Below are 21,516 nucleotides of genomic sequence, written 5' to 3' on the forward strand. Positions count from 1 at the left end.
CGGGTGTTAATTCGCCACGCTGGCGTTTTTACTCTGTTTTACCGCAGGCTTACCCGAAAAAAGGAACTTCAGCAGCGGTATGCGTAAATGAATTTCGTAGAGCGCCAGCGCAATACCTATCACAAATACCAGCCCGCAAAGGAACCCGAGCAGATTGGAGGTGATATGCGGGGTAATATACGCGCCAAAGAGCAGCGTCAACGGATGATGCACCAGATAGATAAACAACGAAGCATTAACAAAGTAAGTCACACGGGCGGATTGAAAATTGAGTAAGCGATGCCCTAATGAAAACACCACGTTAACCATCCACAGTCCCATCACCATGGTGATCACGTACTCCGTTTCGTACATCCAGGCGTCGCCGCTGCCATAGCGCTGGTTCAACAGATAGGCCGCGAAGGCGAAGGCTGCGCCCAGCGTGCAGCCCCGAGACGGCCTGGTGAACAGCGCTTTGAGTTCCGGCGAAATAAACGTCAGCGCGCCGAGGAGAAAGAAAGGCACATAAAATAGCGTTTGCATGACGACGAAATTGAACATGCCATCACTGAGAATCGACGGATAAACACTAAAAATCGTTCGTCTGATTGCCGCATAACCGACTCCGGTGAATAAAAAGATCAGCGTCAGTTTTGACATCGAAAGGGTGGTGAGGCGACTTTTATTCGCCGCTGTCCATTTATTGCGCAGCAGACTAAATAGCCACAGGCTTACGGTTGTTAATATTATCAGAACCAGTAAAAACCACAGGTGTGAAATTAACTCCCACGCCAGCGTATTATATTTGTCATACAAAGAGAGCGTGTGCCAGTTTTCCGCTTTCCCTTTCACATATTGCAACATAATAAATTGCGGCAGCGTCAGCAACGGAATAGCGGTCAGCATGGGAATGCCGACCCGCTCAACGCGCACTTTCCACCAGCGTTTAAGCGGATAACGCAAAAATAACATGTATGAAAAATACCCTGAAATAACGAAAAAAACCTGCATACGGAATGCATGGATAAAATCGTTAAACACGGTGAGCCACCATGACGAGTCGGCGCTGTTCACGTGCCAGGTGTGGCTGGAATAGATTAACGAGATATGGAAAGGGATACCCAACAACATCAGCCAGGCGCGGATGGAGTCAAGAAAATATTCACGCTGCGCGGGTACGGAATTCATAGAGGTTTCGTATTCTCAGATTCTCAGACTAATCGCCTTATCCCTAAGACGAATAATAGTTACATTCGGGGGCAACCCTACACGAAGGACAGCAGCCTGTCTCCAGGATAAGCACGCAAAGTGAAAAAGGCTCAGACGGATGCTTAAAGCATGAGCCAGCGTGCTGAACAATACAGGGATTCAGTTGTCCTAATGCCTGATTATCCATTAAAATAGATCGGATCGATATAAGCACACAAAGGGGGAAGTGCTTACTTATTATGAAACATAAACCACAAATGATGAAAATGCGTTGGTTGGGTGCAGCCGTCATGTTCGCGTTGTCCACCACGTCTGGTTGGGCTTTCACCATCGATGACGTCGCAAAACAAGCGCAATCCTTAGCCGGTAAAGGCTATGAGGCGCCAAAAAGCAACTTGCCCTCCGTTTTCCGCGATATGAAATACGCGGACTATCAGCAGATCCAGTTTAATCGCGATAAAGCCTACTGGAGCAATATCAAGACCCCATTCAAGCTCGAGTTCTACCACCAGGGTATGTACTTCGACACCCCTGTCAAAATCAACGAAGTGACCGCGACGACGGTTAAAAGAATCAAATACAGCCCGGATTACTTCAATTTTGGCAACGTACAGCATGACAAAGACACGGTAAAGGATCTCGGATTCGCCGGTTTTAAAGTGCTGTACCCGATCAACAGCAAAGACAAAAACGATGAAATCGTCAGCATGCTTGGCGCGAGCTATTTCCGCGTACTGGGCGCCGGACAGGTTTATGGCCTGTCTGCCCGTGGGCTGGCGATTGATACCGCGCTGCCTTCAGGCGAAGAATTTCCCCGTTTCCGTGAGTTCTGGATCGAACGTCCAAAACCGACGGACAAACGCCTGACCATTTACGCGCTGCTGGACTCCCCGCGCGCGACCGGCGCCTATCGTTTTGTCATCATTCCTGGGCGCGACACCGTGGTCGACGTCCAGTCAAAAGTATATCTGCGCGACAAAGTCGGCAAACTGGGCGTTGCGCCGTTAACCAGTATGTTCCTGTTTGGGCCGAACCAGCCGTCGCCGACCACCAACTACCGCCCGGAGCTGCATGATTCTAACGGATTGTCGATCCACGCGGGCAACGGCGAATGGATCTGGCGTCCGCTGAACAACCCTAAACATCTGGCGGTGAGCAGCTTCGCGATGGAGAACCCGCAGGGCTTTGGCCTGCTGCAGCGCGGTCGCCAGTTCTCCCGTTTTGAAGATCTCGACGACCGCTACGATCTGCGTCCGAGCGCCTGGATTACGCCGAAAGGCGAATGGGGCAAAGGGAAAATTGAGCTGGTTGAAATTCCGACCAACGATGAAACCAACGATAACATCGTGGCGTACTGGACTCCGGATCAACTGCCTGAAGCGGGCAAAGAGATGAACTTCAAATACACCCTGACGTTCAGCCGCGATGAAGACAAACTTCATGCGCCGGATAACGCGTGGGTGCAGCAGACGCGCCGTTCTACCGGCGACGTCAAACAGTCGAATCTCATTCGCCAGCCTGACGGCACCATCGCGTTTATCGTGGATTTTGCCGGCACCGACATGAAAAAGCTGCCGCAGGATACCCCGGTTACCGCGCAAACCAGCATCGGCGACAACGGCGAGATCGTAGAAAATACCGTGCGTTATAACCCGGTCACCAAAGGGTGGCGTCTGACGCTGCGCGTAAAAGTGAAAGACGCGAAGAAAACCACGGAAATGCGTGCGGCGTTGGTCAACGCCGACCAGACGCTGAGTGAAACCTGGAGCTACCAGTTACCTGCCAATGAATAAGACAACTGAGTACATTGATGCAATGCCGCTCTCGGACATCGAGAAAGCGGCGCTGCCGAACACTGACATCCGCGCAGTACATGAAGCGCTGGATGCCGAGCATCGCCGTTACTCGCGAGAAGACGATTCACCGCAGGGGTCTGTGAAAGCGCGCCTGGAGCAGGCCTGGCCGAATTCGCTGCCGGAAGGGCAACTGATCAAAGACGATGAAGGACGCGATCAGCTCCAGGCCATGCCGAAAGCCAAACGTTCGTCTATGTTTCCCGACCCGTGGCGCACTAACCCGGTTGGACGCTTCTGGGATCGTCTGCGTGGCCGTGACGTCACGCCGCGCTACCTTTCTCGTCTGACCAAAGAGGAGCAGGAAAGCGAGCAGAAATGGCGTACCGTCGGTACGATTCGTCGCTACATTTTGCTACTGCTGACCCTGGCGCAGACCTTCGTCGCCACCTGGTATATGAAGACCATTCTTCCTTATCAGGGCTGGGCGCTGATCAATCCGATGGATATGGTCGGGCAGGACCTGTGGGTTTCCTTTATGCAGCTGCTGCCGTATGTGCTGCAAACCGGGATCCTGATCCTGTTCGCGGTGCTGTTCTGTTGGGTATCCGCGGGTTTCTGGACCGCGCTGATGGGGTTCCTGCAACTGTTAATTGGCCGCGATAAGTACAGTATTTCCGCGTCCACGGTTGGCGATGAGTCGCTGAACCCTGAACACCGTACCGCGCTGATTATGCCGATCTGTAACGAAGACGTGGACCGCGTCTTTGCCGGTCTGCGGGCGACGTGGGAGTCGGTAAAGGCGACCGGCAACGCGGCGCATTTCGACGTTTACATTCTGAGCGACAGCTACAACCCCGATATCTGCGTGGCAGAGCAAAAGGCGTGGATGGAGCTGATTGCCGAAGTGCAGGGCGAAGGGCAGATCTTCTATCGTCGCCGTCGTCGTCGTGTGAAGCGTAAAAGCGGTAACATTGACGACTTCTGCCGTCGCTGGGGAAGCCAGTACAGCTATATGGTGGTGCTGGATGCTGACTCGGTCATGACCGGGGAGTGTCTCAGCGGGCTGGTGCGACTGATGGAAGCGAACCCGAATGCCGGGATCATCCAGTCATCGCCGAAAGCCTCCGGAATGGATACCCTGTACGCCCGCTGCCAGCAGTTTGCGACGCGCGTCTACGGACCGCTGTTTACCGCCGGTCTGCACTTCTGGCAACTGGGGGAATCGCACTACTGGGGCCACAATGCCATTATTCGCGTGAAGCCGTTTATCGAGCATTGCGCGCTGGCGCCGCTGCCGGGCGAAGGGTCGTTTGCGGGCTCCATTCTGTCTCACGACTTCGTGGAAGCGGCGCTAATGCGTCGTGCAGGCTGGGGCGTGTGGATCGCCTACGATTTACCCGGTTCGTATGAAGAGCTGCCGCCGAACCTGCTTGACGAACTGAAACGTGACCGCCGCTGGTGTCACGGCAACCTGATGAACTTCCGTCTGTTCCTGGTAAAAGGGATGCACCCGGTGCATCGCGCCGTGTTCCTGACCGGGGTGATGTCGTATCTGTCGGCGCCGCTGTGGTTTATGTTCCTGGCGCTGTCAACGGCCCTTCAGGTGGTGCACGCGTTGACGGAACCGCAATACTTCCTGCAACCGCGTCAGCTGTTCCCGGTGTGGCCGCAATGGCGTCCGGAACTGGCGATTGCGCTGTTTGCCTCCACGATGGTGCTGCTGTTCTTACCGAAGCTGCTGAGTATTCTGCTTATCTGGTGCAAAGGCACCAAAGAATACGGCGGGTTTATTCGGGTCACGCTGTCGCTGCTGCTTGAGGTGCTGTTTTCGGTGCTGCTGGCGCCGGTGCGTATGCTGTTCCATACCGTGTTTGTGGTCAGCGCCTTCCTGGGATGGGAAGTGGTCTGGAACTCGCCGCAGCGTGATGATGACTCTACCCCGTGGGGCGAGGCGTTTATGCGCCACGGTTCGCAACTGCTGCTCGGTCTGGTCTGGGCGGTGGGCATGGCGTGGCTGGATCTGCGTTTCCTGTTCTGGCTGGCGCCGATTGTGTTCTCGCTGATCCTGTCGCCGTTCGTGTCGGTGATATCCAGCCGTTCGACGGTCGGTCTGCGCACCAAACGCTGGAAGCTGTTCCTGATCCCCGAGGAGTATTCACCGCCGCAGGTGCTGGTCGATACCGATAAGTACCTGGTGATGAACCGTAACCGTTCGCTGGATGATGGCTTTATGCATGCGGTGTTTAACCCGTCGTTTAACGCCCTCGCCACCGCTATGGCGACCGCGCGTCACCGCGCCAGCCAGGTGCTGGAGATCGCCCGTGACCGCCACGTTGAGCAGGCGCTGAACGAAACGCCGGAAAAACTCAACCGCGACCGCCGTCTGGTGCTGTTGAGCGATCCGGTGACAATGGCGCGCCTGCATTATCGGGTGTGGAATTCACCTGAGCGATATTCCTCCTGGGTGAATTACTATCAGGGGATTACGCTTAACCCGCAGGCGCTACGTAAACCGTAATGCGCGGTTGCCGGATGCTGCTTCGCGTATCCGGCATCATGCAGTGTTAAATACCGGCTTGCGCCGGTATTTTTTTCCACGAAGAATAAGGGTGGGGAGGGAGATTATGCGCGTCATTGCGGTGGCTATGATGGTGATGCTGTTGTCTGGATGCGGTAGCGTCATCAGCCGGACCATCCCCGGACAGGGGCACGGTAACCAGTACTATCCGGGTGTTCAATGGGACGTGCGGGATTCAGCCTGGCGCTACCTTACCATACTCGATCTGCCGTTCTCGCTGGTGTTTGACACCCTGCTGCTCCCGCTCGACATGCATCACGGTCCCTATGACTAATTAACGCGCGTCCCACTCATCGGCCGCAGCCTGACCTTCTTCGGTATCCAGCGGCGGCTCAAGCTGAAACTCACCCTCATCCCATTCGTGAAGCGTATTTTCTTCCAGCCATTCCTGACGGATTTCAATCTCATCATAATCGCCGTCAAAAACACTTTGCGCGGCTTCACCGCTGAGCAACGGCAGACATTCCCCTTCTTCGCCTTCGTCGGCAAAAAATTCAACCTGCCACATGATGTCGCCATCCTGAAGCACATATTTTTGCACGTTGAACTGTTGGACACTGGCGTCATCTTGTTCCAGGCCTGGATTGTCAGCCAGAAACTCTTCACGGGCGGCGTCAATGGCTTCTTCCAGCGTTGCGTACATAGTCATCATGTTTCTCCCTTTAATGCGATGAAGTATTCAGGGAAAGAATAGCTGATTCTGGGATTTTGCAAGGATGAATCCTGAAGAATCATCCAGTCACGCGCGACACGGCGCGACGGCGCAAACTGTACCAGGAATAAACGGCATTAAACAGCACCACGCCCGCCGTGACCAGAAAGACAGCGCGAAAACCGTAGCTGGCGGAGATCGCCGCGCCCATTAATGGCCCGGTCACGTTACCGATATCACGAAATGACTGATTGTAGCTGAAGATGCGCCCGGCGATTTGATTGGTCGAATTATAGACAAGCAACGTTTGTACTGCGGGTAACAGCGCGCCGTCTGCGGCGCCGAGTAAAAAGCGCAGGATCGCTAACTGCCACGGCGTCTGTACGAACGACATTGGGATCAGCAGCAAAACGGAGATAATTAACGCGACGATCAGGATTTTTTCCGGACCGATACGGTCGCCCAGTTTACCCAGGCGCGGAGCGCTGAGCAGAGCCGCAACGCCTGGCACCGAGGCGATCATCCCGCTGATAAACGCGATATTACTGACGTTGCCCGCCAGTTCGCGTACGTATAGCGTCAGTATTGGCGCAATAGAGCCGGTCGCGACCTGAATAATCAACGTGGTGACGAACAGGCTGAGCACCAGTCTGGGATTCTTCAGCGAGGCGACAACCTCACGAACATGAAGCATCTCTTTCCTGCTGACGGGCGTGAAGTTTTCACGAATAAAAAACAGCGTCAGCAGAAAGCAGACCAGCAGGACGCTGGCGGTGATAAAAAACACCGGACGCAGGCCATACTGATCGGCAAGGAGACCGCCCGCCAGCGGGCCGAGCAGCGCGCCGCTGACGCCGCCGGTTGACAGCGTGCCCAGCGCCCAACCGCTTTTGTTGCGCGGCACCTGGGTGGCGATCAGCGCGTTGGCGTTAGGAATAAACCCGCCAAGCAGACCCAGAAGGGCGCGCAGCGCCAAAAACTGCCAGATATTTTGCGCCATGCCCATCAGCAGCATGACGATCGCCATGCCCAGCGCAGAACGCAGCAGCATCATCTTTCTGCCCTTGCGATCGGCGAGTCCTCCCCAGAACGGCGAGGCGATGGCGGAAAACAAAAAGGTGATGCTGAACACCAGGCCGGACCACATATTCAGCGCACTATGGCCCGTTACGCCGAGCTGTTCGACGTAGAGCGGCAGAAAGGGCATCACCAGGCTGAAGGCGGCGCCGGTCAGGAAGCAGCCGAGCCAGGCGACGGTGAGATTGCGTTTCCAGTTTATTGGTGTATCTGAGGGTGACATAGCGATCCGCAGTTTGTTGCGCGGCAGCGCAGGATGAAAAAACAATTTATTCTAACGTGACTTAAGTATGCTCCGGACCCGGAAACCCTGCAATGTGTGGCGCTTTTAAAGCTAAAAGAGGGGGAAAGGCAGCCCATAGCGGGCTGCGGAAAGAACACTCAATAACGGGAAGGGACACCTTCAGGGCGCGTTTTAAAGCGGCGATGCAGCCACATATATTGTTCAGGCGCCATCATGATGCACTTTTCCACAATTTTGTTCATCCAGGCGGCGGTGGTTTCCGCATCATCCAGCGGCGGCGAGCATTCCGGCGGCAGCATGATAAGCTGATACCCTTTACCGTCAGGTTTCCGTCGCGGCACAAACGGCACCAGGCAGGCGTTGGACATGCGCGAAAGCATCCAGGTGCCCGAAGTGGTGGCGGCCTGGTCGACGGCGAACAGCGGCACAAATACGCTGGCCCGCGGGCCGTAGTCGTGATCCGGGGCGTACCAGACCACTTCCCCTTTCTTCAGCGCTTTGATCATGCCTTTCAGATCTTTGCGATCGAGCATAGATTTATTGGAGCGCATCCTGCCCCAGGTTTGCAGCCAGTCAATCAGCGGATTATCGTTTGGTCGGTAAACGCCAATTCCTGGCTCCTGTAGACCAAACTGCCGCGCGCCCAGCTCCAGCGTCAGAAAGTGCAGCCCCACCAGCAGAATGCCACGTTGCTGTGCCTGAACGTCGCGAATATGTTCCATACCGATCACTTCCGTCCAGCGTGATACGCGGTGATCGGGCCAGAACCACGCCATGCCGGTTTCCATCACACCCATGCCGACTGATTCAAAGTTTTTGACCACCATCTCGTGGCGTTCCTGCTCGCTCATCTGCGGAAAGCAGAGCTCAAGATTGCGATACGCAATTTTCGCACGGCGCTTCATCAGGCGAAGCGCCAGACGTCCCATCGCGTGTCCTGTACGATAGATCAGCGGGTAGGGCAACTGCACGACCAACCAAAGTGCGCCAATACCGAGCCAGGTTAACCAGTACCGTGGATGCAGTAATGCTGCGGAGAACTTAGGTAAATTCGTCATCTTATTCCTGTTGTGAACGTAAAACGGGCAATTATCTGTATTGTCGCACTTTTTCGCGTCCAGCAAAAATTTGCGCCCTGAGAGTGGTGACAAAAAGAACAAATGTTGTGATTTTTTTAGCGTGAAGCATGAAATGTAGCGCAAAATGTGTGGATGTAAATTGGCAGCGATTGCTATATGATGCCGCCCGATTTTGTTTTTCACCTATTGCAGGAACCGTACACCATGCCAGTGTTACACAACCGCATTTCCAATGATGTGCTCAGAGCCAGGATGCTGGCGGAAACTGAACCCCGCACGACGATCTCATTCTATAAATATTTTACCGTTGAAAACCCCCTGGCCACCCGTGATGCGCTGTATCAAACCTTAACGTCGTTGAACGTTTTTGGTCGCGTCTATCTGGCGCACGAGGGGATCAATGCCCAGATCAGCGTGCCGCAAAGTCAGGTTGAGCGCTTCCGCCAGCAGTTGTACGCCTTCGATCCCGCGCTGGAGGGGCTGCGTCTGAACATCGCACTGGATGATGACGGCAAATCCTTTTGGGTTCTGCGCATGAAAGTGCGTGACCGCATTGTGGCTGATGGCATTGAGGATCCGGACTTTGACGCCAGCAACGTCGGGGACTACCTCAAGGCCGCCGAGGTGAACGCCATGCTTGACGATCCGGACGCTGTGTTTATCGACATGCGTAATCACTATGAGTACGAAGTGGGCCACTTTGAGAACGCACTGGAAATCCCGGCTGACACGTTCCGCGAGCAGTTGCCAAAAGCGGTTGAGATGATGCAGGGGCACAAAGATAAAAAGATTGTGATGTACTGCACCGGTGGGATTCGCTGTGAAAAGGCCAGCGCCTGGATGAAGCATAATGGCTTTAATAAGGTGTGGCACATTGAAGGCGGTATTATCGAATATGCGCGTAAAGCCCGCGAACAGGGGTTACCGGTGCGCTTTATCGGTAAAAACTTCGTGTTTGACGAGCGTATGGGTGAGCGTATTTCCGATGAGGTAATTGCGCACTGTCACCAGTGCGGCGCGCCGTGCGACAGCCACACCAACTGCAAAAACGACGGTTGTCATCTGTTGTTCATTCAGTGCCCGGATTGCGCAGAGAAGTTTAAGGGGTGCTGCAGCGAGCTGTGCTGTGAAGAGAGCGCATTGCCGGAAGACGAACAACGTCGCCGCCGCGCGGGGCGCGAAAATGGCAATAAGATTTTCAATAAGTCTCGTGGCCGTTTGAATACCGCTCTCGGTATTCCAGACCCTGCCGAATGACCCTGGCCGGATGGCGATGGAACGCCTCATCCGGCCAACCCTGGATTGCCATTTTTCAGGCCCGACAAGCGTAACCCCATCGGGCTTCTCGCCAGGTTTATTTTTGCTGCACGCCTTCCACGGAGATAATCAAATCTACCTCCTGTGATGCCGGACCCAAGTCCTTAGTAATATTGAAGTCTTTCAGCTTAATTTTGCCTTCCGCTTCAAAACCTGCGCGTTTTCCCCCCCACGGGTCATCCCCCTGACCAATCAGCTTCGCTTCCAGGGTGACGGGTTTGGTAACGCCGTTTAAGGTCAGATTACCGGTGATATCCAGTTCATCGCCGTCTTTCTTCACGCTGGTGGAGGTAAAGGTGGCCTGCGGGAACTTCGCCACGTTCAGGAAATCAGCGCTGCGCAGGTGCTTATCACGCTCGGCGTGGTTGGTATCAACGCTATTGGTGTTAATGGTGACATTGACTTTATCCGCAGTAGGATCCTTCTCATCGAAGGTAAAGGTGCCGTCAAAGTCTTTAAACGTCCCGTACAACCAGCTGTAGCCTAAATGCTGAATACGGAAATTAACAAAGGCATGTTGTCCTTCTTTGTCAATCTTATAGTCGGCCGCCACGGCGGAACCGGTAGTAAACAGCAAAGAGGCGAGGGTTAAACCCAGCAGGCTTTTTTTCATTTTTGAGCTCCATAGTCAGATGACGATTTCCCCAACATGCGTTTCAGGGTGTCGTCTTTATCGATAAAGTGGTGTTTGAAGGCCATCAGGCCATGCAGAACGGAAAGAATGACAACCGTCCAGGCCAGCCAGAGATGTACGCTACCGGCGAGGTCAGCCTGGACGCCTGCGTCGGCGAAGGTCGCCGGAATCTCAAACCAGCCGAATACGCTGATTGGCTTGCCGTCAGCGGTTGAGATCAAATAACCGCTGATGACAATGGCAAACAGCAGCAGATACAGCGTGATATGACCCAGCGTTGCGCCAATACGGGTGAGAGTAGAATAGCTTTTCAGCGCGGCAGGCGGCGGCGAGATAACACGCCACACGACGCGCACCAGCAGACCGAACATCAGCAAAATGCCGATACTTTTGTGCAGTTCCGGCCCCTGGTGATACCAGCTATCGTAATAACTGAGCGACACCATCCACAATCCAAGGCCAAACATCCCGTAGACCACCACGGCGGTGAGCCAGTGCAGCGCAACGGAGAGATAACCATAACGTTGAGGAGTATTTGATAACTGCATAAACACACCATTTAATATTTCGGGATTGAATGAAAATGGCGTGGAATAGACATTATTGCAACTAAAAAATAACAACCCTGGCGTTATTTTAAATTCAATCAATATTTTTGATTTAACTTTTAAGAATCAATCAAGGAATTCGCGCAGAATGCTTTTTTATAACCGCAGAGCTGCGTCAGGAGAGGAAGGATATCGTTCAAAAAATCCCAATGAGAATCCGCTTTACTTCAGCTTTTGTCAAAAATTGTCAAGCATAGCGCTTAGAAGAACAGGATATAAATAATATCCAGAACGAGCAGTAGCGACCACAAAATAACGTAGAGCACCAGGTGTTCGCGAATATTGTTAGCAAGGTAATGAATCAGACGACGCATAATGTTGTTCACCACATAAAAATGGCCTCAGGGTGAGGCCATGGGGGAATTATGCCGTAAAGCGAGACAGCCGGAATGGCGTAAGGTCAAAACCGGATGGTTTATCCTGCGCGAAATCGGCGGCGATCTCACCGAGGACCGGGGCAAATTTAAAACCATGTCCGCTAAGACCGGTGACAATCAGCGTGTTGTCGTGACCAGGCAGGGTGTCGATGATGAAGTCTTCATCCGGCGAGTTGTCATAAGTACAGGCGGCGCCATGCAAACAACAACCAATGCCGGGCAGCACGTTACGCAGAAACGGAAACGCCTCTGCGCCATCGCTGGCGACGCTGGCAAACGGTGTACGCTCATCTTCTGACTGGATACGCTGACCACCGTTGTGCTTGCCGATCTTCAGCGCGTCGTTTTCTGCCGGGAAACCGTAATACTGGTCGCCGTTCGGCAGTTCCCCGGTAAACGCCGGAAAGTTGTTTTTGCCGCTGTAGCGTCCGTCAGCCTGGTACCAGGCGAAGACTTTGCGCACCGGTTGGATCGGCAGTTCGGGGAGCAGCGAGCGCACCCAGGTGCCAGTGCTGACCAGCGCTTTTTTCGCGTGGTACTCGCCGTCGGCTGTTTCAACCGTGACGCCGCCGTCTTCGTCATGACGGATTGCCGTGACCGGGCAGTTGAACAGCTGTGCGCAGCCAGCTTCTTTCGCCAGGCGTATCCAGGTGGCGATAGCCAGCTCGCTACGGACAAATCCGGAGTCTGCTTCAAACAGACCAATATAGTCATCCGGAACGCGGATTTCGGGCCAGCGCGCCATGACAGCGGCAGCGTCCATATGCTCGACGTTAAGTTGCCACTGTTTCGCACTGTGGGCGACGTTTGCTAAAAATGGGGAATCGACCGGGCCAAGATTAATGACGCCGGAACGGACAAAGATCGGCTCGTCGCTATGGGTGGAAAGCGCATCCCAAAGCGCCTGGGCACGCAGCACCAGCGGCACGTACTTCTCGCCTTCGCCGTAAGCGTGTCGGATCAGTCGCGTGTCGCCGTGGTGGCTGCCTTGCTGATGCGGCGGCATATGGGCATCCGTCATCAGCACGTTTAGCCCGGCGCGAGTGGCATAATAACCGGCGGCCGCACCGACGGAGCCGCTGCCAATGATGATTAAATCGTAATTCATGGGGTTCTCTCTGCTGTCGCGATAGGGGCAGGGTAATTAAGTGAACGCCGTTATACAACCCATGTGATACAAACCAGAAACGGCAAAGGCACCATGAAGGTGCCTTTTGTGAGTGGTCATCACCGTCTCGTTAATGACGACGGTACTCATTTTCCTGGTAATCGCCAGATTCTATTTTGGCGATACCCGCTTCTAAGATCGAAATGAATTGTCTGGCAACATCGGTGGTTAACCAGAGCGTTTGGCCTATTTCCGTTCCGTCCGTTTCAGGGCGATTTGGGGTCTGGTAGTGCAAACGCAGCATCAGCGCATCATAGCTATCCACGGTGCTGATGTCCCATCCCACAAGCGGATGAGTCTGAATGACTTCATTATTCTTTTCCATCATGCCCCCTAATTCGTGTTACAAGACAACGGTTTTCGAGGTTCAATGCGTTTTTATCTGAAGCAACTTCAGTATATCAATAAATAAGGGTATTCACGGTAAATTTAAAGGGAGAAAAGGATAAATTTCTCCTTTTTAGGAATATTGTGGGGAATTAATCACCATCTTGTTCATTAATTTTAAGTAAGTTGTCCAATTATTTTGAGTATAGGTGAAATTATAACCGTTTATCGATTCAGGAAAGATAGCGTGGTAAAAAAGCCGGGGCGACCCGGCAAACACACAACAGCACAGCTTTTTTAGTCGGTAATAAACCAGTCGTCCGCGCTCTCCCAGGTTTCCTGGAGGATTTCGCTGATACGTTGTTTATCTTCTTTTGTCGCGCCAATCACGGACAAATTATTCGCGGCGGCATAACGCACGGTGACGTTTCCGTCGTTATCGGGAAAATGATGGGTGATACGGCGGGAGAGTTCGCCAGCCAGCGCGTCGATAGCGCCTGCTGGCAACGGAGAAGTTTTTGCAATAGTGACTTCAATACGCATAATGGCCCCCTGTTGAATATACTGGTTATTTATACAGTTAAAATAACCCGCTGACAACAGGCGGCGCTGATTATTTTATGCTTTAACGGACCAGCGTACTGTTTCACCCCCGAGGAACGGCACCAGCGTGTCATCCGCAACATGGATGCTTTCCGGCACTAGCCGTTCTTCGCGTACCAGTTCAACAAAAGTGTCGTTAACCGGCAGCCCGTAAAAGCGCGGTCCGTTCAGTGAACAAAATGCCTCAAAATGCGCTAACGCGTTCATCTCTTCAAAGACAGTGGCATAGCTCGCCAGCGCCGTCGGCGCGTTAAAGCAGCCTGCGCAGCCGCAGCTCGACTCTTTGCGGTGCCGTGCGTGGGGAGCGGAGTCGGTTCCAAGGAATGCGCGCGCAAAGCCGCTGGCAACCAGTTCACGCAGCGCCTGCTGATGAACGTTACGTTTCAGGATGGGCAGGCAGTACAGGTGAGGGCGAATCCCACCCACCAGCATATGATTGCGGTTGAACATCAGATGTTGGGGTGTAATTGTCGCCGCCAGCAGTTCGTTGCCCTCGCGGACATAGTCGGCGGCATCTTTGGTGGTAATATGTTCAAAGACTACCTTCAGCGCGGGAAGCCGCTGCCGCAGCGGTTCCATGACGGTCTCGATAAAACGCGCTTCGCGGTCGAAAATATCAATATCCGCGTGGGTGACTTCACCGTGGACCAGCAGCGGCATACCGAGTTTTTCCATCCGTTCCAGCACCGGCATAATGGCGTCGACGGAGGTCACCCCGTGGCTGGAGTTGGTGGTGGCATTTGCCGGATACAGTTTTGCCGCGGTGAACACCCCTTCGCGGAAGCCGCGTTCCAGCTCATCCGGATCCAGTGTGTCCGTTAAATAGCAGGTCATCAGCGGGGTAAATGAATGCCCGGCAGGCACCGCATCAAGAATGCGCTGACGGTAGGCGATAGCCGCATCCACCGTGGTGACCGGTGGCGCGAGATTCGGCATCACAATGGCGCGAGCATAAATTTCACTGGTGTACGGCACGACCGTTTTCAACATGTCGCCATCGCGAAGGTGAAGGTGCCAGTCGTCTGGGCGGCGGATTTTTAAAACCTGGGAGGGTGCTGTCATCAATATGCTCCGGCTGGGGAATGTCATTTTTGCCGGACACAAAGGATAAGCGGAAACGTTTTCGTTTGCACGTAAAAAAAGGCGCCGGAGCGCCCTTGTCGTTTAGTCCGTGAACGGGATAATGATTTCGCCCGGTTTCACCTCAATGCCTTTGGCATATTTCTTCGCCATCGCCTCGCCTTTGCTGGCGTCTTCACGCAGTACGTAAGCCGGCTGCTGATTAAAATAGTTGCGCAGCGACTGATTCAGATAGGGCATCAACGTTTGCATGACGCTCTGCATTTTCTCCGGCGTGACGGTAGCATCCACCACTTCCATCTCCTGCAGGAAGATGGCGCCTTTATCCTTGTTGAATACCGGTAGCGCTTTCAGTTTCAACTTGATGGTCGCTTTCTGACTGCCAAACAGCGAATTCATGTCCAGGTTCGCATCGCCGGTGAGGGTGACTTTATTCGGTTCTTCGCGACCGATCTGGCTCGCCAGATTATTCAGCACGATATGGGCGTCGGCGACGCCAGGTAAGCCAATATCTTTAGAAAAATTGTTATGTTTTTCAAGTGCCTGATTAATTTCCTGTTCGCTTACCGTGTACTGCGTGAGCTGGTTACAGCCGACCAGCAGGCCGCCAACCATCAGCGCAGCGGCAAAAAAAATCGTCTTCATGAGGTTCCTCGACATGTTGCCATTGTCAAAATCCTGACCTGAGCAGCATGTGTTACCGGCACAAACCGCGCCAGTAGAAAAAACTGAAAATAGCGGCGACATGCGAAACGATGCCGCCGCCAGCGAAGGTTATATCGCCATGGATGATAACAGATTGACCTGTGTCTGTTTTGCCATATTGTCGCGATAGTCCGCCACACGCGTCGGCCAGTTCACGCCTGCCACCAGCGTCAGGTTGCGCAGCAGGGGAAAAAGCTGAATATCGTCTTCGGACAGTTCGCCGTTGACGGCGTTGGGCTGAACGATCAGCTTATCCAGCGCCCGGAGGTCGTCGCTGATTTTTTTCGTCAGCCCTGCAGAGTGAGCCAGATGGTCGGCAAAACTGCCGATCATTGCCTCTTTCTTTTGCGTAAAGTACTGACGGGCTGATGGCGTGGAAAATTCGTCAAAGGCTGATTTAGCAAAGCGCGGCAGGAGCAGATGGTTAGCGTAGCTGTTCACTTTACGCAGCCATTCGTCAATAGCCGGAACCTTCTTGCCGGTCAGCAGCGGCTTGCCATCAATGTTGTCGACGTAATGCACAATGTCCATGCTTTCCGCCATATAGCGGCTGTCGTCTTTTTGCAGAATCGGCACCATTTTCTGACCAACCATACGGGTCGGCGTGGCATCGTCATCGTTGGCCAGGACGTTCAGTTCGACGGGAATGTTTTTGAGGCCGAAAATCATGCGGGCTTTGACGCAGAAAGGGCAGTGATCGTAAATATAAAGCTTCACGTTTCTCCTCCATTTTACTGTCGGTTCTTTGTCAGTATGGAGGAGACGCGAGCAGGTATCAAATCAGGCGCCCGGTTCGAGCATACCTCGCGGTGTGCGTTTATGGCTGAACTGCCAGCCTAACGCGAGGAAGGTGATACCGCCAATAATGCCGAGCATCATCCACGGCAGCTCCGGCTGCTGGAGCAATTTTCCCATATCAAATAGCCAGCCGCCGCCGATATAGCCTATCGCGCCGCCAATGGCTAAACCAAGACGGCTAAAGCCCATGTAACTGCCGCGCGCCCGGGCATCCGCCAGCGACGCGCTCAGCGTTTCCCGCGCCGGTTCAGCGATTATCGAACCAATGTAAAAGGTGCAAATCAGGGTGAACAACTGCTGTAAATCGCTCACCAGGCCGACAGGCAGCATGCTGAGTGACATCAGCAGCAGCCCGGCCATCAACCGGTGCTCAAGACGAAAACGTTTTTCGCTCCAGCGGGCGATGGGGTAGAGCAACGTCAGCGACAGGCAGGCTTCAATGGCGTACATCCATTTTACCGCTGCCGGTGAACCGGCAATGTCATTGACCATTATCGGCAGCATGAGCATGACCTGAACCGCCAGCATATAATAGCCCGCCAGTGTGAGCACATAGGTGACAAAGCGCTTGTCATTAAGTACGCGGCGCATCCCTTCACGCACCGGAATACGCACAGTCGACAGCTTCCACGCGGGCAGCAGCCAGGCATTAAAGCCCGCGCATAAAACAAACAGCACCGCGCCTACCGCGCACACCAGACGAAAATCATACTGTAACAGCCAGCTACCTAACAGCGCGCCAATTACCGCGCCTGCGCTGTCCTGCATCATCAGCAGTGAAAAAAAACGACCGCGTTGCTGCGGGCGGATCAGTTTAACCACCAACGCAGAGCGGGGCGGATCGAAAAGTGTCCCGCCGAGACCGGAGAGAAAGCAGGAAAACCACAGCAGCCAGGGTTCATGGGCGATTCCCATAGTGGCGAACCCGGCGGCGCGCATCAGCATACCGGTGACGATCATGGGCTTGGCGCCAAAACGGTCGGCAATCGCGCCGCCAAAAATGCCCAGTCCCTGCTGAATGAACTGACGCAGACCCAGGGCAATCCCGACCATGACGGCGGCCCAGCCCATTTGGTCAACAAAGCGAATGGAGATCAGCGGGAACACGACGAAAAAGCCTAACACGACCAGCATGTTATCGATGAGCAGGAAATATTTACCCAGGTTCCTGGCCTGCGAGGTGCGCGACATTTTCCCCTCCCGGGAAAATACTCTCAATATTCCGAGTAGACAGAGCGAAGAGGATCCTATTTTGCGGCTTTGCTCTCTTTTTGCCCACCCCTGACCGGGACAATATTTTTTTATCAAAAGTCCGTCTTGATAGAGAGTTTTTATCAAAATGCAGGAATAATTCAAATAATGGCAAATCGTGCTTTTCACAGGGCGGTTTTGCACAGGTATAGTAAGTGAATCAGGGTGTCATGACGATTCGGGAAGGAGTTGAAATATCTATGTTTGGCTATCGCAGTAACGTGCCAAAAGTGCGCTTAACCACTGACCGTCTGGTCGTGCGTTTAGTGCATGAGCGTGATGCCTGGCGTCTGGCGGACTATTACGCGGAAAATCGTCATTTTTTAAAGCCCTGGGAACCGATTCGCGATGAAAGCCACTGCTATCCTTCCGGATGGCAGGCACGGCTGAGTATGATTAGCGAATTTCATAAGCAGGGCTCGGCCTTTTACTTTGCGCTGCTTGACCCGGAAGAAAAAGAGATCATCGGCGTGGCAAACTTTTCAAACGTGGTCCGCGGTTCATTTCATGCCTGTTATCTGGGCTATTCGATTGCGCAAAAATGGCAGGGACAAGGGCTGATGTTTGAAGCGCTCAGCGCCGCTATTCGCTATATGCAGCGCACGCAACATATTCATCGCATTATGGCAAACTACATGCCGCACAATAAACGCAGCGGTGATTTACTGGCGCGACTCGGCTTTGAGAAAGAGGGTTACGCCAAAGATTATCTGTTGATTGACGGGCAGTGGCGCGACCACGTGCTGACGGCGTTAACGACAACGGAATGGACCCCCGGACGGTGAGGAGAAAATAATGAAATACGAATTAACCGCCACGGAAGCCCGCGTGATTGGCTGCCTGCTGGAAAAACAGGTCACGACACCAGAACAGTATCCACTTTCCGTGAACGGCGTGGTCACCGCCTGTAACCAGAAGACCAACCGCGAACCGGTGATGAACCTGTCGGAACACGAGGTGCAGGAACAGCTTGATAATCTGGTTAAACGTCACTTCCTGCGCACAGTAAGCGGTTTTGGCAATCGCGTCACCAAATATGAACAGCGCTTCTGTAATTCCGAATTCGGAAACCTGAAGCTGAGCCCGGCGGAAGTGGCGCTGGTCACGACATTGCTGCTGCGCGGGGCGCAAACGCCAGGGGAATTGCGTAGCCGCGCCTCGCGGATGTATGAGTTTAGCGACATGGCTGAAGTTGACGCCACGCTGGAACAACTGGCGACGCGCGAGGATGGCCCTTACGTTGTTCGTCTGGCGCGTGAACCGGGTAAGCGCGAAAGCCGTTTCATGCATTTGTTTTGCGGCGAAGTGGATGAACTGGCATTGGCAAGCGACGCGGGCGTCTCCGCGGCGTCAGGCGATCTGCTGGCGCGGGTAGAGGCGCTGGAAGGTGAGGTTGCGGAGCTCAGGCAACGACTCGAGTCACTGTTGGCGCACCTGGGGGAGTAACGTGAAAAAATTACGCATCGGGGTGGTTGGATTGGGCGGTATCGCGCAAAAAGCCTGGTTGCCGGTTTTAGGCGCATCCGCAGACTGGACGCTCCAGGCTGCGTGGTCGCCATCGCGCGAAAAAGCAGAGAAAATCTGTGCAAGCTGGCGCATCCCTTACGCGGGCTCGCTGACCAGCCTGGCAAGCGACTGCGACGCGGTTTTCGTCCACTCAAGCACCGCAAGCCATTATGCGGTCGTCAGTGAATTGCTGAATGCGGGGGTGCATGTTTGTGTCGACAAGCCGCTGGCTGAGAATCTGCGTGATGCTGAGCGACTGGTGGCGCTGGCGGCGGAGAAAAAGCTCACGTTGATGGTTGGCTTTAACCGCCGCTTTGCACCGCTGTACCGCGAACTGAAAGCGGAGCTCGGCAACGCCGCTTCGCTGCGCATGGATAAACACCGTACCGACAGCGTGGGACCACACGACCTGCGGTTCACCCTGCTCGATGATTATCTGCACGTTGTCGACACCGCGCTGTGGCTGGCGGGCGGGACTGCCGCGCTCAGCAGCGGGAGTCTGCAAACCAACGACGCAGGCGAAATGCTGTATGCGGAACACCATTTCGCCACCAGCCGACTCCACATCACCACCAGTATGCACCGTCGGGCGGGAAGCCAGCGGGAATGGGTGCAGGCGGTGACCGACGGCGGCCTGATTGATGTTACCGATATGCGCGAATGGCGCGAGGAGCGCGGGCAGGGGGTGGTGCATAAACCGATTCCCGGCTGGCAGAGCATCCTTGAACAGCGCGGTTTCGCCGGTTGTGCGCGTCATTTTATCGAATGCGTGCAGAATCAGACGGTTCCGGAAACCGCTGGCGAGCAGGCGATCCTGGCCCAGCGGGTAGTGGAAAAGCTCTGGCGCGAGGCGATGAGCGAATAATCATCTGTCACAACTGCCGGTAGTAATTCAGCATAATCACGGTAGACTAAGCGCCTCTTCCAACGCCTGCACTGCAGGCGTTTTGCCGTAGGGTGTGGAATAACAAGAAATGAACTTATTGAAATCGCTGGCGGCCGTCAGCTCAATGACCATGTTTTCGCGCGTGCTTGGCTTTGCGCGTGATGCGATTGTCGCCAGAATCTTTGGCGCAGGTATGGCGACCGACGCCTTTTTTGTGGCATTCAAATTACCTAATCTGTTACGCCGCATTTTTGCCGAAGGCGCATTTTCTCAGGCTTTTGTGCCGATTCTGGCGGAATACAAAAGTAAGCAGGGCGAAGATGCGACCCAGGTATTTGTCTCGTATGTGTCGGGACTGCTGACGCTGGCACTGGCGGTGGTGACAATCCTCGGGATGCTGGCCGCGCCGTGGGTGATCATGGTGACCGCGCCTGGCTTTGCCGATACTGCCGATAAATTCGCGCTGACCACCAAACTGCTGCAGATCACCTTTCCCTATATTTTGCTGATTTCACTGGCCTCGCTGGTGGGGGCGATCCTCAATACCTGGAACCGCTTCTCGATCCCGGCGTTTGCGCCGACCTTTCTGAACATCAGCATGATCGGCTTCGCACTGTTCGCGGCGCCTTATTTTAACCCACCGGTACTGGCGCTGGCGTGGGCGGTGACTGCAGGCGGGGTGCTGCAACTGGTGTACCAACTGCCTCACCTGAAGAAAATCGGCATGCTGGTACTGCCGCGCATTAATTTCCGCGATGCGGGGGCGATGCGGGTAGTCAAACAAATGGGGCCGGCGATCCTGGGGGTGTCGGTCAGCCAAATTTCACTGATTATCAACACTATTTTCGCCTCTTTTCTGACGTCGGGATCGGTATCGTGGATGTACTACGCGGATCGTCTTATGGAGTTTCCGTCCGGCGTACTGGGCGTGGCGCTGGGGACCATCCTGCTGCCGTCGCTGTCGAAAAGTTTTGCCAGCGGCAATCATGACGAGTATTGCCGCCTGATGGACTGGGGGCTGCGTCTGTGCTTTCTGCTGGCGCTGCCAAGCGCGGTGGCCCTGGGGATCCTCTCCGGGCCGCTGACCGTCTCGCTGTTTCAGTACGGTAAATTTACCGCCTTTGACGCGCTGATGACGCAAAAAGCGTTGATAGCCTATTCGGTGGGGCTGATGGGATTAATCGTGGTAAAAGTGCTGGCGCCGGGCTTCTATTCTCGTCAGGACATCAAAACGCCGGTTAAAATCGCGATTGTGACGTTGATCATGACCCAGTTGATGAACCTGGCGTTTATTGGCCCGCTGAAGCACGCGGGGCTGTCTCTTTCGATCGGTCTTGCCGCCTGCCTCAATGCTTCCCTGCTGTACTGGCAGTTACGCAAGCAGGACATTTTTACGCCGCAGCCGGGCTGGCTGGGCTTTTTCTCGCGTCTGGTCATTGCGGTGCTGGTGATGTCCGCTGTGCTGGTGGGAATGCTGCACATCATGCCGGAATGGTCCCAGGGCACGATGCCGTGGCGTCTGCTACGCCTGATGGCGGTGGTGGTGGCTGGCGCTGCCGCTTACTTTGCCGCGCTGGCGGTGCTGGGCTTTAAAGTGAAAGAGTTTGCGCGCCGGACGGCGTAATGGTTGTCATTGCCGGAG

Annotated in this window: 22 protein-coding genes; 8 read left to right on the plus strand and 14 right to left on the minus strand. The window is 54.3% G+C overall.

Annotated features, from left to right (window positions below; all coding sequences use genetic code 11):
* Window positions 1–6: 6 nt before the first annotated feature.
* Window positions 7–1,167: a glucans biosynthesis protein MdoC gene (gene mdoC / locus OGY07_RS05420; protein ID WP_286599160.1), complete on the minus strand. Its 1,161-nt coding sequence runs from the start codon at window positions 1,165–1,167 to the stop codon at window positions 7–9.
* A 278-nt stretch (window positions 1,168–1,445) separates the two neighbouring features.
* Here mdoC and mdoG point away from each other — a divergent pair, with 278 nt between their 5' ends.
* The 3 genes from mdoG to OGY07_RS05435 all read left to right on the plus strand — a co-directional run bounded on the left by mdoG (window position 1,446) and on the right by OGY07_RS05435 (window position 5,836).
* Window positions 1,446–2,981 carry a glucans biosynthesis protein MdoG gene (gene mdoG, locus OGY07_RS05425; RefSeq protein WP_082636903.1) on the plus strand — a complete coding sequence of 512 codons (1,536 nt, stop codon included), beginning with the start codon at window positions 1,446–1,448 and terminating at the stop codon, window positions 2,979–2,981.
* Window positions 2,974–5,502, plus strand: a complete 2,529-nt coding sequence (gene mdoH / locus OGY07_RS05430; RefSeq protein WP_286599162.1) for a glucans biosynthesis glucosyltransferase MdoH — start codon at window positions 2,974–2,976, stop codon at window positions 5,500–5,502. Before mdoG ends, mdoH begins: the two co-directional genes overlap by 8 nt.
* A 106-nt stretch (window positions 5,503–5,608) precedes the next feature.
* Window positions 5,609–5,836: a YceK/YidQ family lipoprotein gene (locus OGY07_RS05435; protein WP_060571361.1), complete on the plus strand. Its 228-nt coding sequence runs from the start codon at window positions 5,609–5,611 to the stop codon at window positions 5,834–5,836.
* Here OGY07_RS05435 and OGY07_RS05440 read toward each other — a convergent pair whose 3' ends face one another.
* From OGY07_RS05440 to OGY07_RS05450, 3 genes are all read right to left on the minus strand, one after another.
* On the minus strand, window positions 5,837–6,211 hold the full coding sequence (locus tag OGY07_RS05440; RefSeq protein WP_042284731.1) for a MysB family protein: 375 nt from the start codon (window positions 6,209–6,211) through the stop codon (window positions 5,837–5,839).
* Between the two features lie 82 nt (window positions 6,212–6,293).
* The gene (gene mdtG, locus OGY07_RS05445; protein WP_042284729.1) at window positions 6,294–7,514 is read right to left on the minus strand and encodes a multidrug efflux MFS transporter MdtG; all 1,221 of its coding nucleotides are present in this window, start codon (window positions 7,512–7,514) and stop codon (window positions 6,294–6,296) included.
* Window positions 7,515–7,672: 158 nt separating this feature from the next.
* Window positions 7,673–8,593 (minus strand): Kdo(2)-lipid IV(A) acyltransferase, encoded by a 921-nt coding sequence (locus tag OGY07_RS05450; protein WP_286599166.1) that lies wholly within the window; start codon window positions 8,591–8,593, stop codon window positions 7,673–7,675.
* Between the two features lie 225 nt (window positions 8,594–8,818).
* Between OGY07_RS05450 and trhO the strand changes: the two genes are divergently transcribed.
* Window positions 8,819–9,871 carry an oxygen-dependent tRNA uridine(34) hydroxylase TrhO gene (gene trhO, locus OGY07_RS05455; RefSeq protein WP_286599169.1) on the plus strand — a complete coding sequence of 351 codons (1,053 nt, stop codon included), beginning with the start codon at window positions 8,819–8,821 and terminating at the stop codon, window positions 9,869–9,871.
* 97 nt (window positions 9,872–9,968) lie between these two features.
* Here trhO and OGY07_RS05460 read toward each other — a convergent pair whose 3' ends face one another.
* The 10 genes from OGY07_RS05460 to mdtH all read right to left on the minus strand — a co-directional run bounded on the left by OGY07_RS05460 (window position 9,969) and on the right by mdtH (window position 17,422).
* On the minus strand, window positions 9,969–10,544 hold the full coding sequence (locus tag OGY07_RS05460) for a YceI family protein (protein ID WP_042283797.1): 576 nt from the start codon (window positions 10,542–10,544) through the stop codon (window positions 9,969–9,971).
* Complete coding sequence (locus OGY07_RS05465; protein ID WP_060571358.1) at window positions 10,541–11,113, minus strand: cytochrome b; 573 nt, start codon at window positions 11,111–11,113, stop codon at window positions 10,541–10,543. Before OGY07_RS05465 ends, OGY07_RS05460 begins: the two co-directional genes overlap by 4 nt.
* A gap of 260 nt (window positions 11,114–11,373) precedes the next feature.
* Complete coding sequence (locus OGY07_RS05470) at window positions 11,374–11,487, minus strand: YceO family protein (protein WP_042284727.1); 114 nt, start codon at window positions 11,485–11,487, stop codon at window positions 11,374–11,376.
* A 49-nt stretch (window positions 11,488–11,536) separates the two neighbouring features.
* A complete protein-coding gene (gene solA, locus OGY07_RS05475) occupies window positions 11,537–12,658 on the minus strand; it encodes an N-methyl-L-tryptophan oxidase (RefSeq protein WP_286599173.1) in 1,122 nt (373 codons plus the stop codon).
* A 130-nt stretch (window positions 12,659–12,788) separates the two neighbouring features.
* Window positions 12,789–13,043: a biofilm formation regulator BssS gene (gene bssS / locus OGY07_RS05480; RefSeq protein ID WP_042284725.1), complete on the minus strand. Its 255-nt coding sequence runs from the start codon at window positions 13,041–13,043 to the stop codon at window positions 12,789–12,791.
* 299 nt (window positions 13,044–13,342) lie between these two features.
* The gene (dinI, locus tag OGY07_RS05485; RefSeq protein ID WP_042283794.1) at window positions 13,343–13,588 is read right to left on the minus strand and encodes a DNA damage-inducible protein I; all 246 of its coding nucleotides are present in this window, start codon (window positions 13,586–13,588) and stop codon (window positions 13,343–13,345) included.
* A gap of 75 nt (window positions 13,589–13,663) precedes the next feature.
* Window positions 13,664–14,710, minus strand: a complete 1,047-nt coding sequence (gene pyrC, locus OGY07_RS05490; RefSeq protein WP_042283792.1) for a dihydroorotase — start codon at window positions 14,708–14,710, stop codon at window positions 13,664–13,666.
* 102 nt (window positions 14,711–14,812) lie between these two features.
* Window positions 14,813–15,373, minus strand: a complete 561-nt coding sequence (locus OGY07_RS05495; RefSeq protein WP_042283790.1) for a lipoprotein — start codon at window positions 15,371–15,373, stop codon at window positions 14,813–14,815.
* A 129-nt stretch (window positions 15,374–15,502) separates the two neighbouring features.
* On the minus strand, window positions 15,503–16,150 hold the full coding sequence (grxB, locus tag OGY07_RS05500; RefSeq protein WP_042283788.1) for a glutaredoxin 2: 648 nt from the start codon (window positions 16,148–16,150) through the stop codon (window positions 15,503–15,505).
* 63 nt (window positions 16,151–16,213) lie between these two features.
* The gene (mdtH, locus tag OGY07_RS05505) at window positions 16,214–17,422 is read right to left on the minus strand and encodes a multidrug efflux MFS transporter MdtH (protein WP_042283786.1); all 1,209 of its coding nucleotides are present in this window, start codon (window positions 17,420–17,422) and stop codon (window positions 16,214–16,216) included.
* Between the two features lie 260 nt (window positions 17,423–17,682).
* Here mdtH and rimJ point away from each other — a divergent pair, with 260 nt between their 5' ends.
* The 4 genes from rimJ (at window position 17,683) to murJ (ending at window position 21,498) form a co-directional block, all read left to right on the plus strand.
* Complete coding sequence (gene rimJ / locus OGY07_RS05510; protein WP_042283783.1) at window positions 17,683–18,267, plus strand: ribosomal protein S5-alanine N-acetyltransferase; 585 nt, start codon at window positions 17,683–17,685, stop codon at window positions 18,265–18,267.
* 10 nt (window positions 18,268–18,277) lie between these two features.
* Window positions 18,278–18,928, plus strand: a complete 651-nt coding sequence (locus OGY07_RS05515; protein ID WP_286599178.1) for a YceH family protein — start codon at window positions 18,278–18,280, stop codon at window positions 18,926–18,928.
* A gap of 1 nt (window position 18,929) precedes the next feature.
* On the plus strand, window positions 18,930–19,853 hold the full coding sequence (locus OGY07_RS05520) for a Gfo/Idh/MocA family protein (RefSeq protein ID WP_200033415.1): 924 nt from the start codon (window positions 18,930–18,932) through the stop codon (window positions 19,851–19,853).
* A gap of 109 nt (window positions 19,854–19,962) precedes the next feature.
* Window positions 19,963–21,498, plus strand: coding sequence for a murein biosynthesis integral membrane protein MurJ (gene murJ / locus OGY07_RS05525; protein WP_286599181.1), 1,536 nt, complete (start codon window positions 19,963–19,965; stop codon window positions 21,496–21,498).
* Window positions 21,499–21,516 lie beyond the last annotated feature (18 nt).

It is taken from the genome of Citrobacter sp. Cs237, from assembly GCF_030332325.1.
Taxonomy (GTDB): Bacteria; Pseudomonadota; Gammaproteobacteria; order Enterobacterales; family Enterobacteriaceae; genus Citrobacter_A; species Citrobacter_A sedlakii.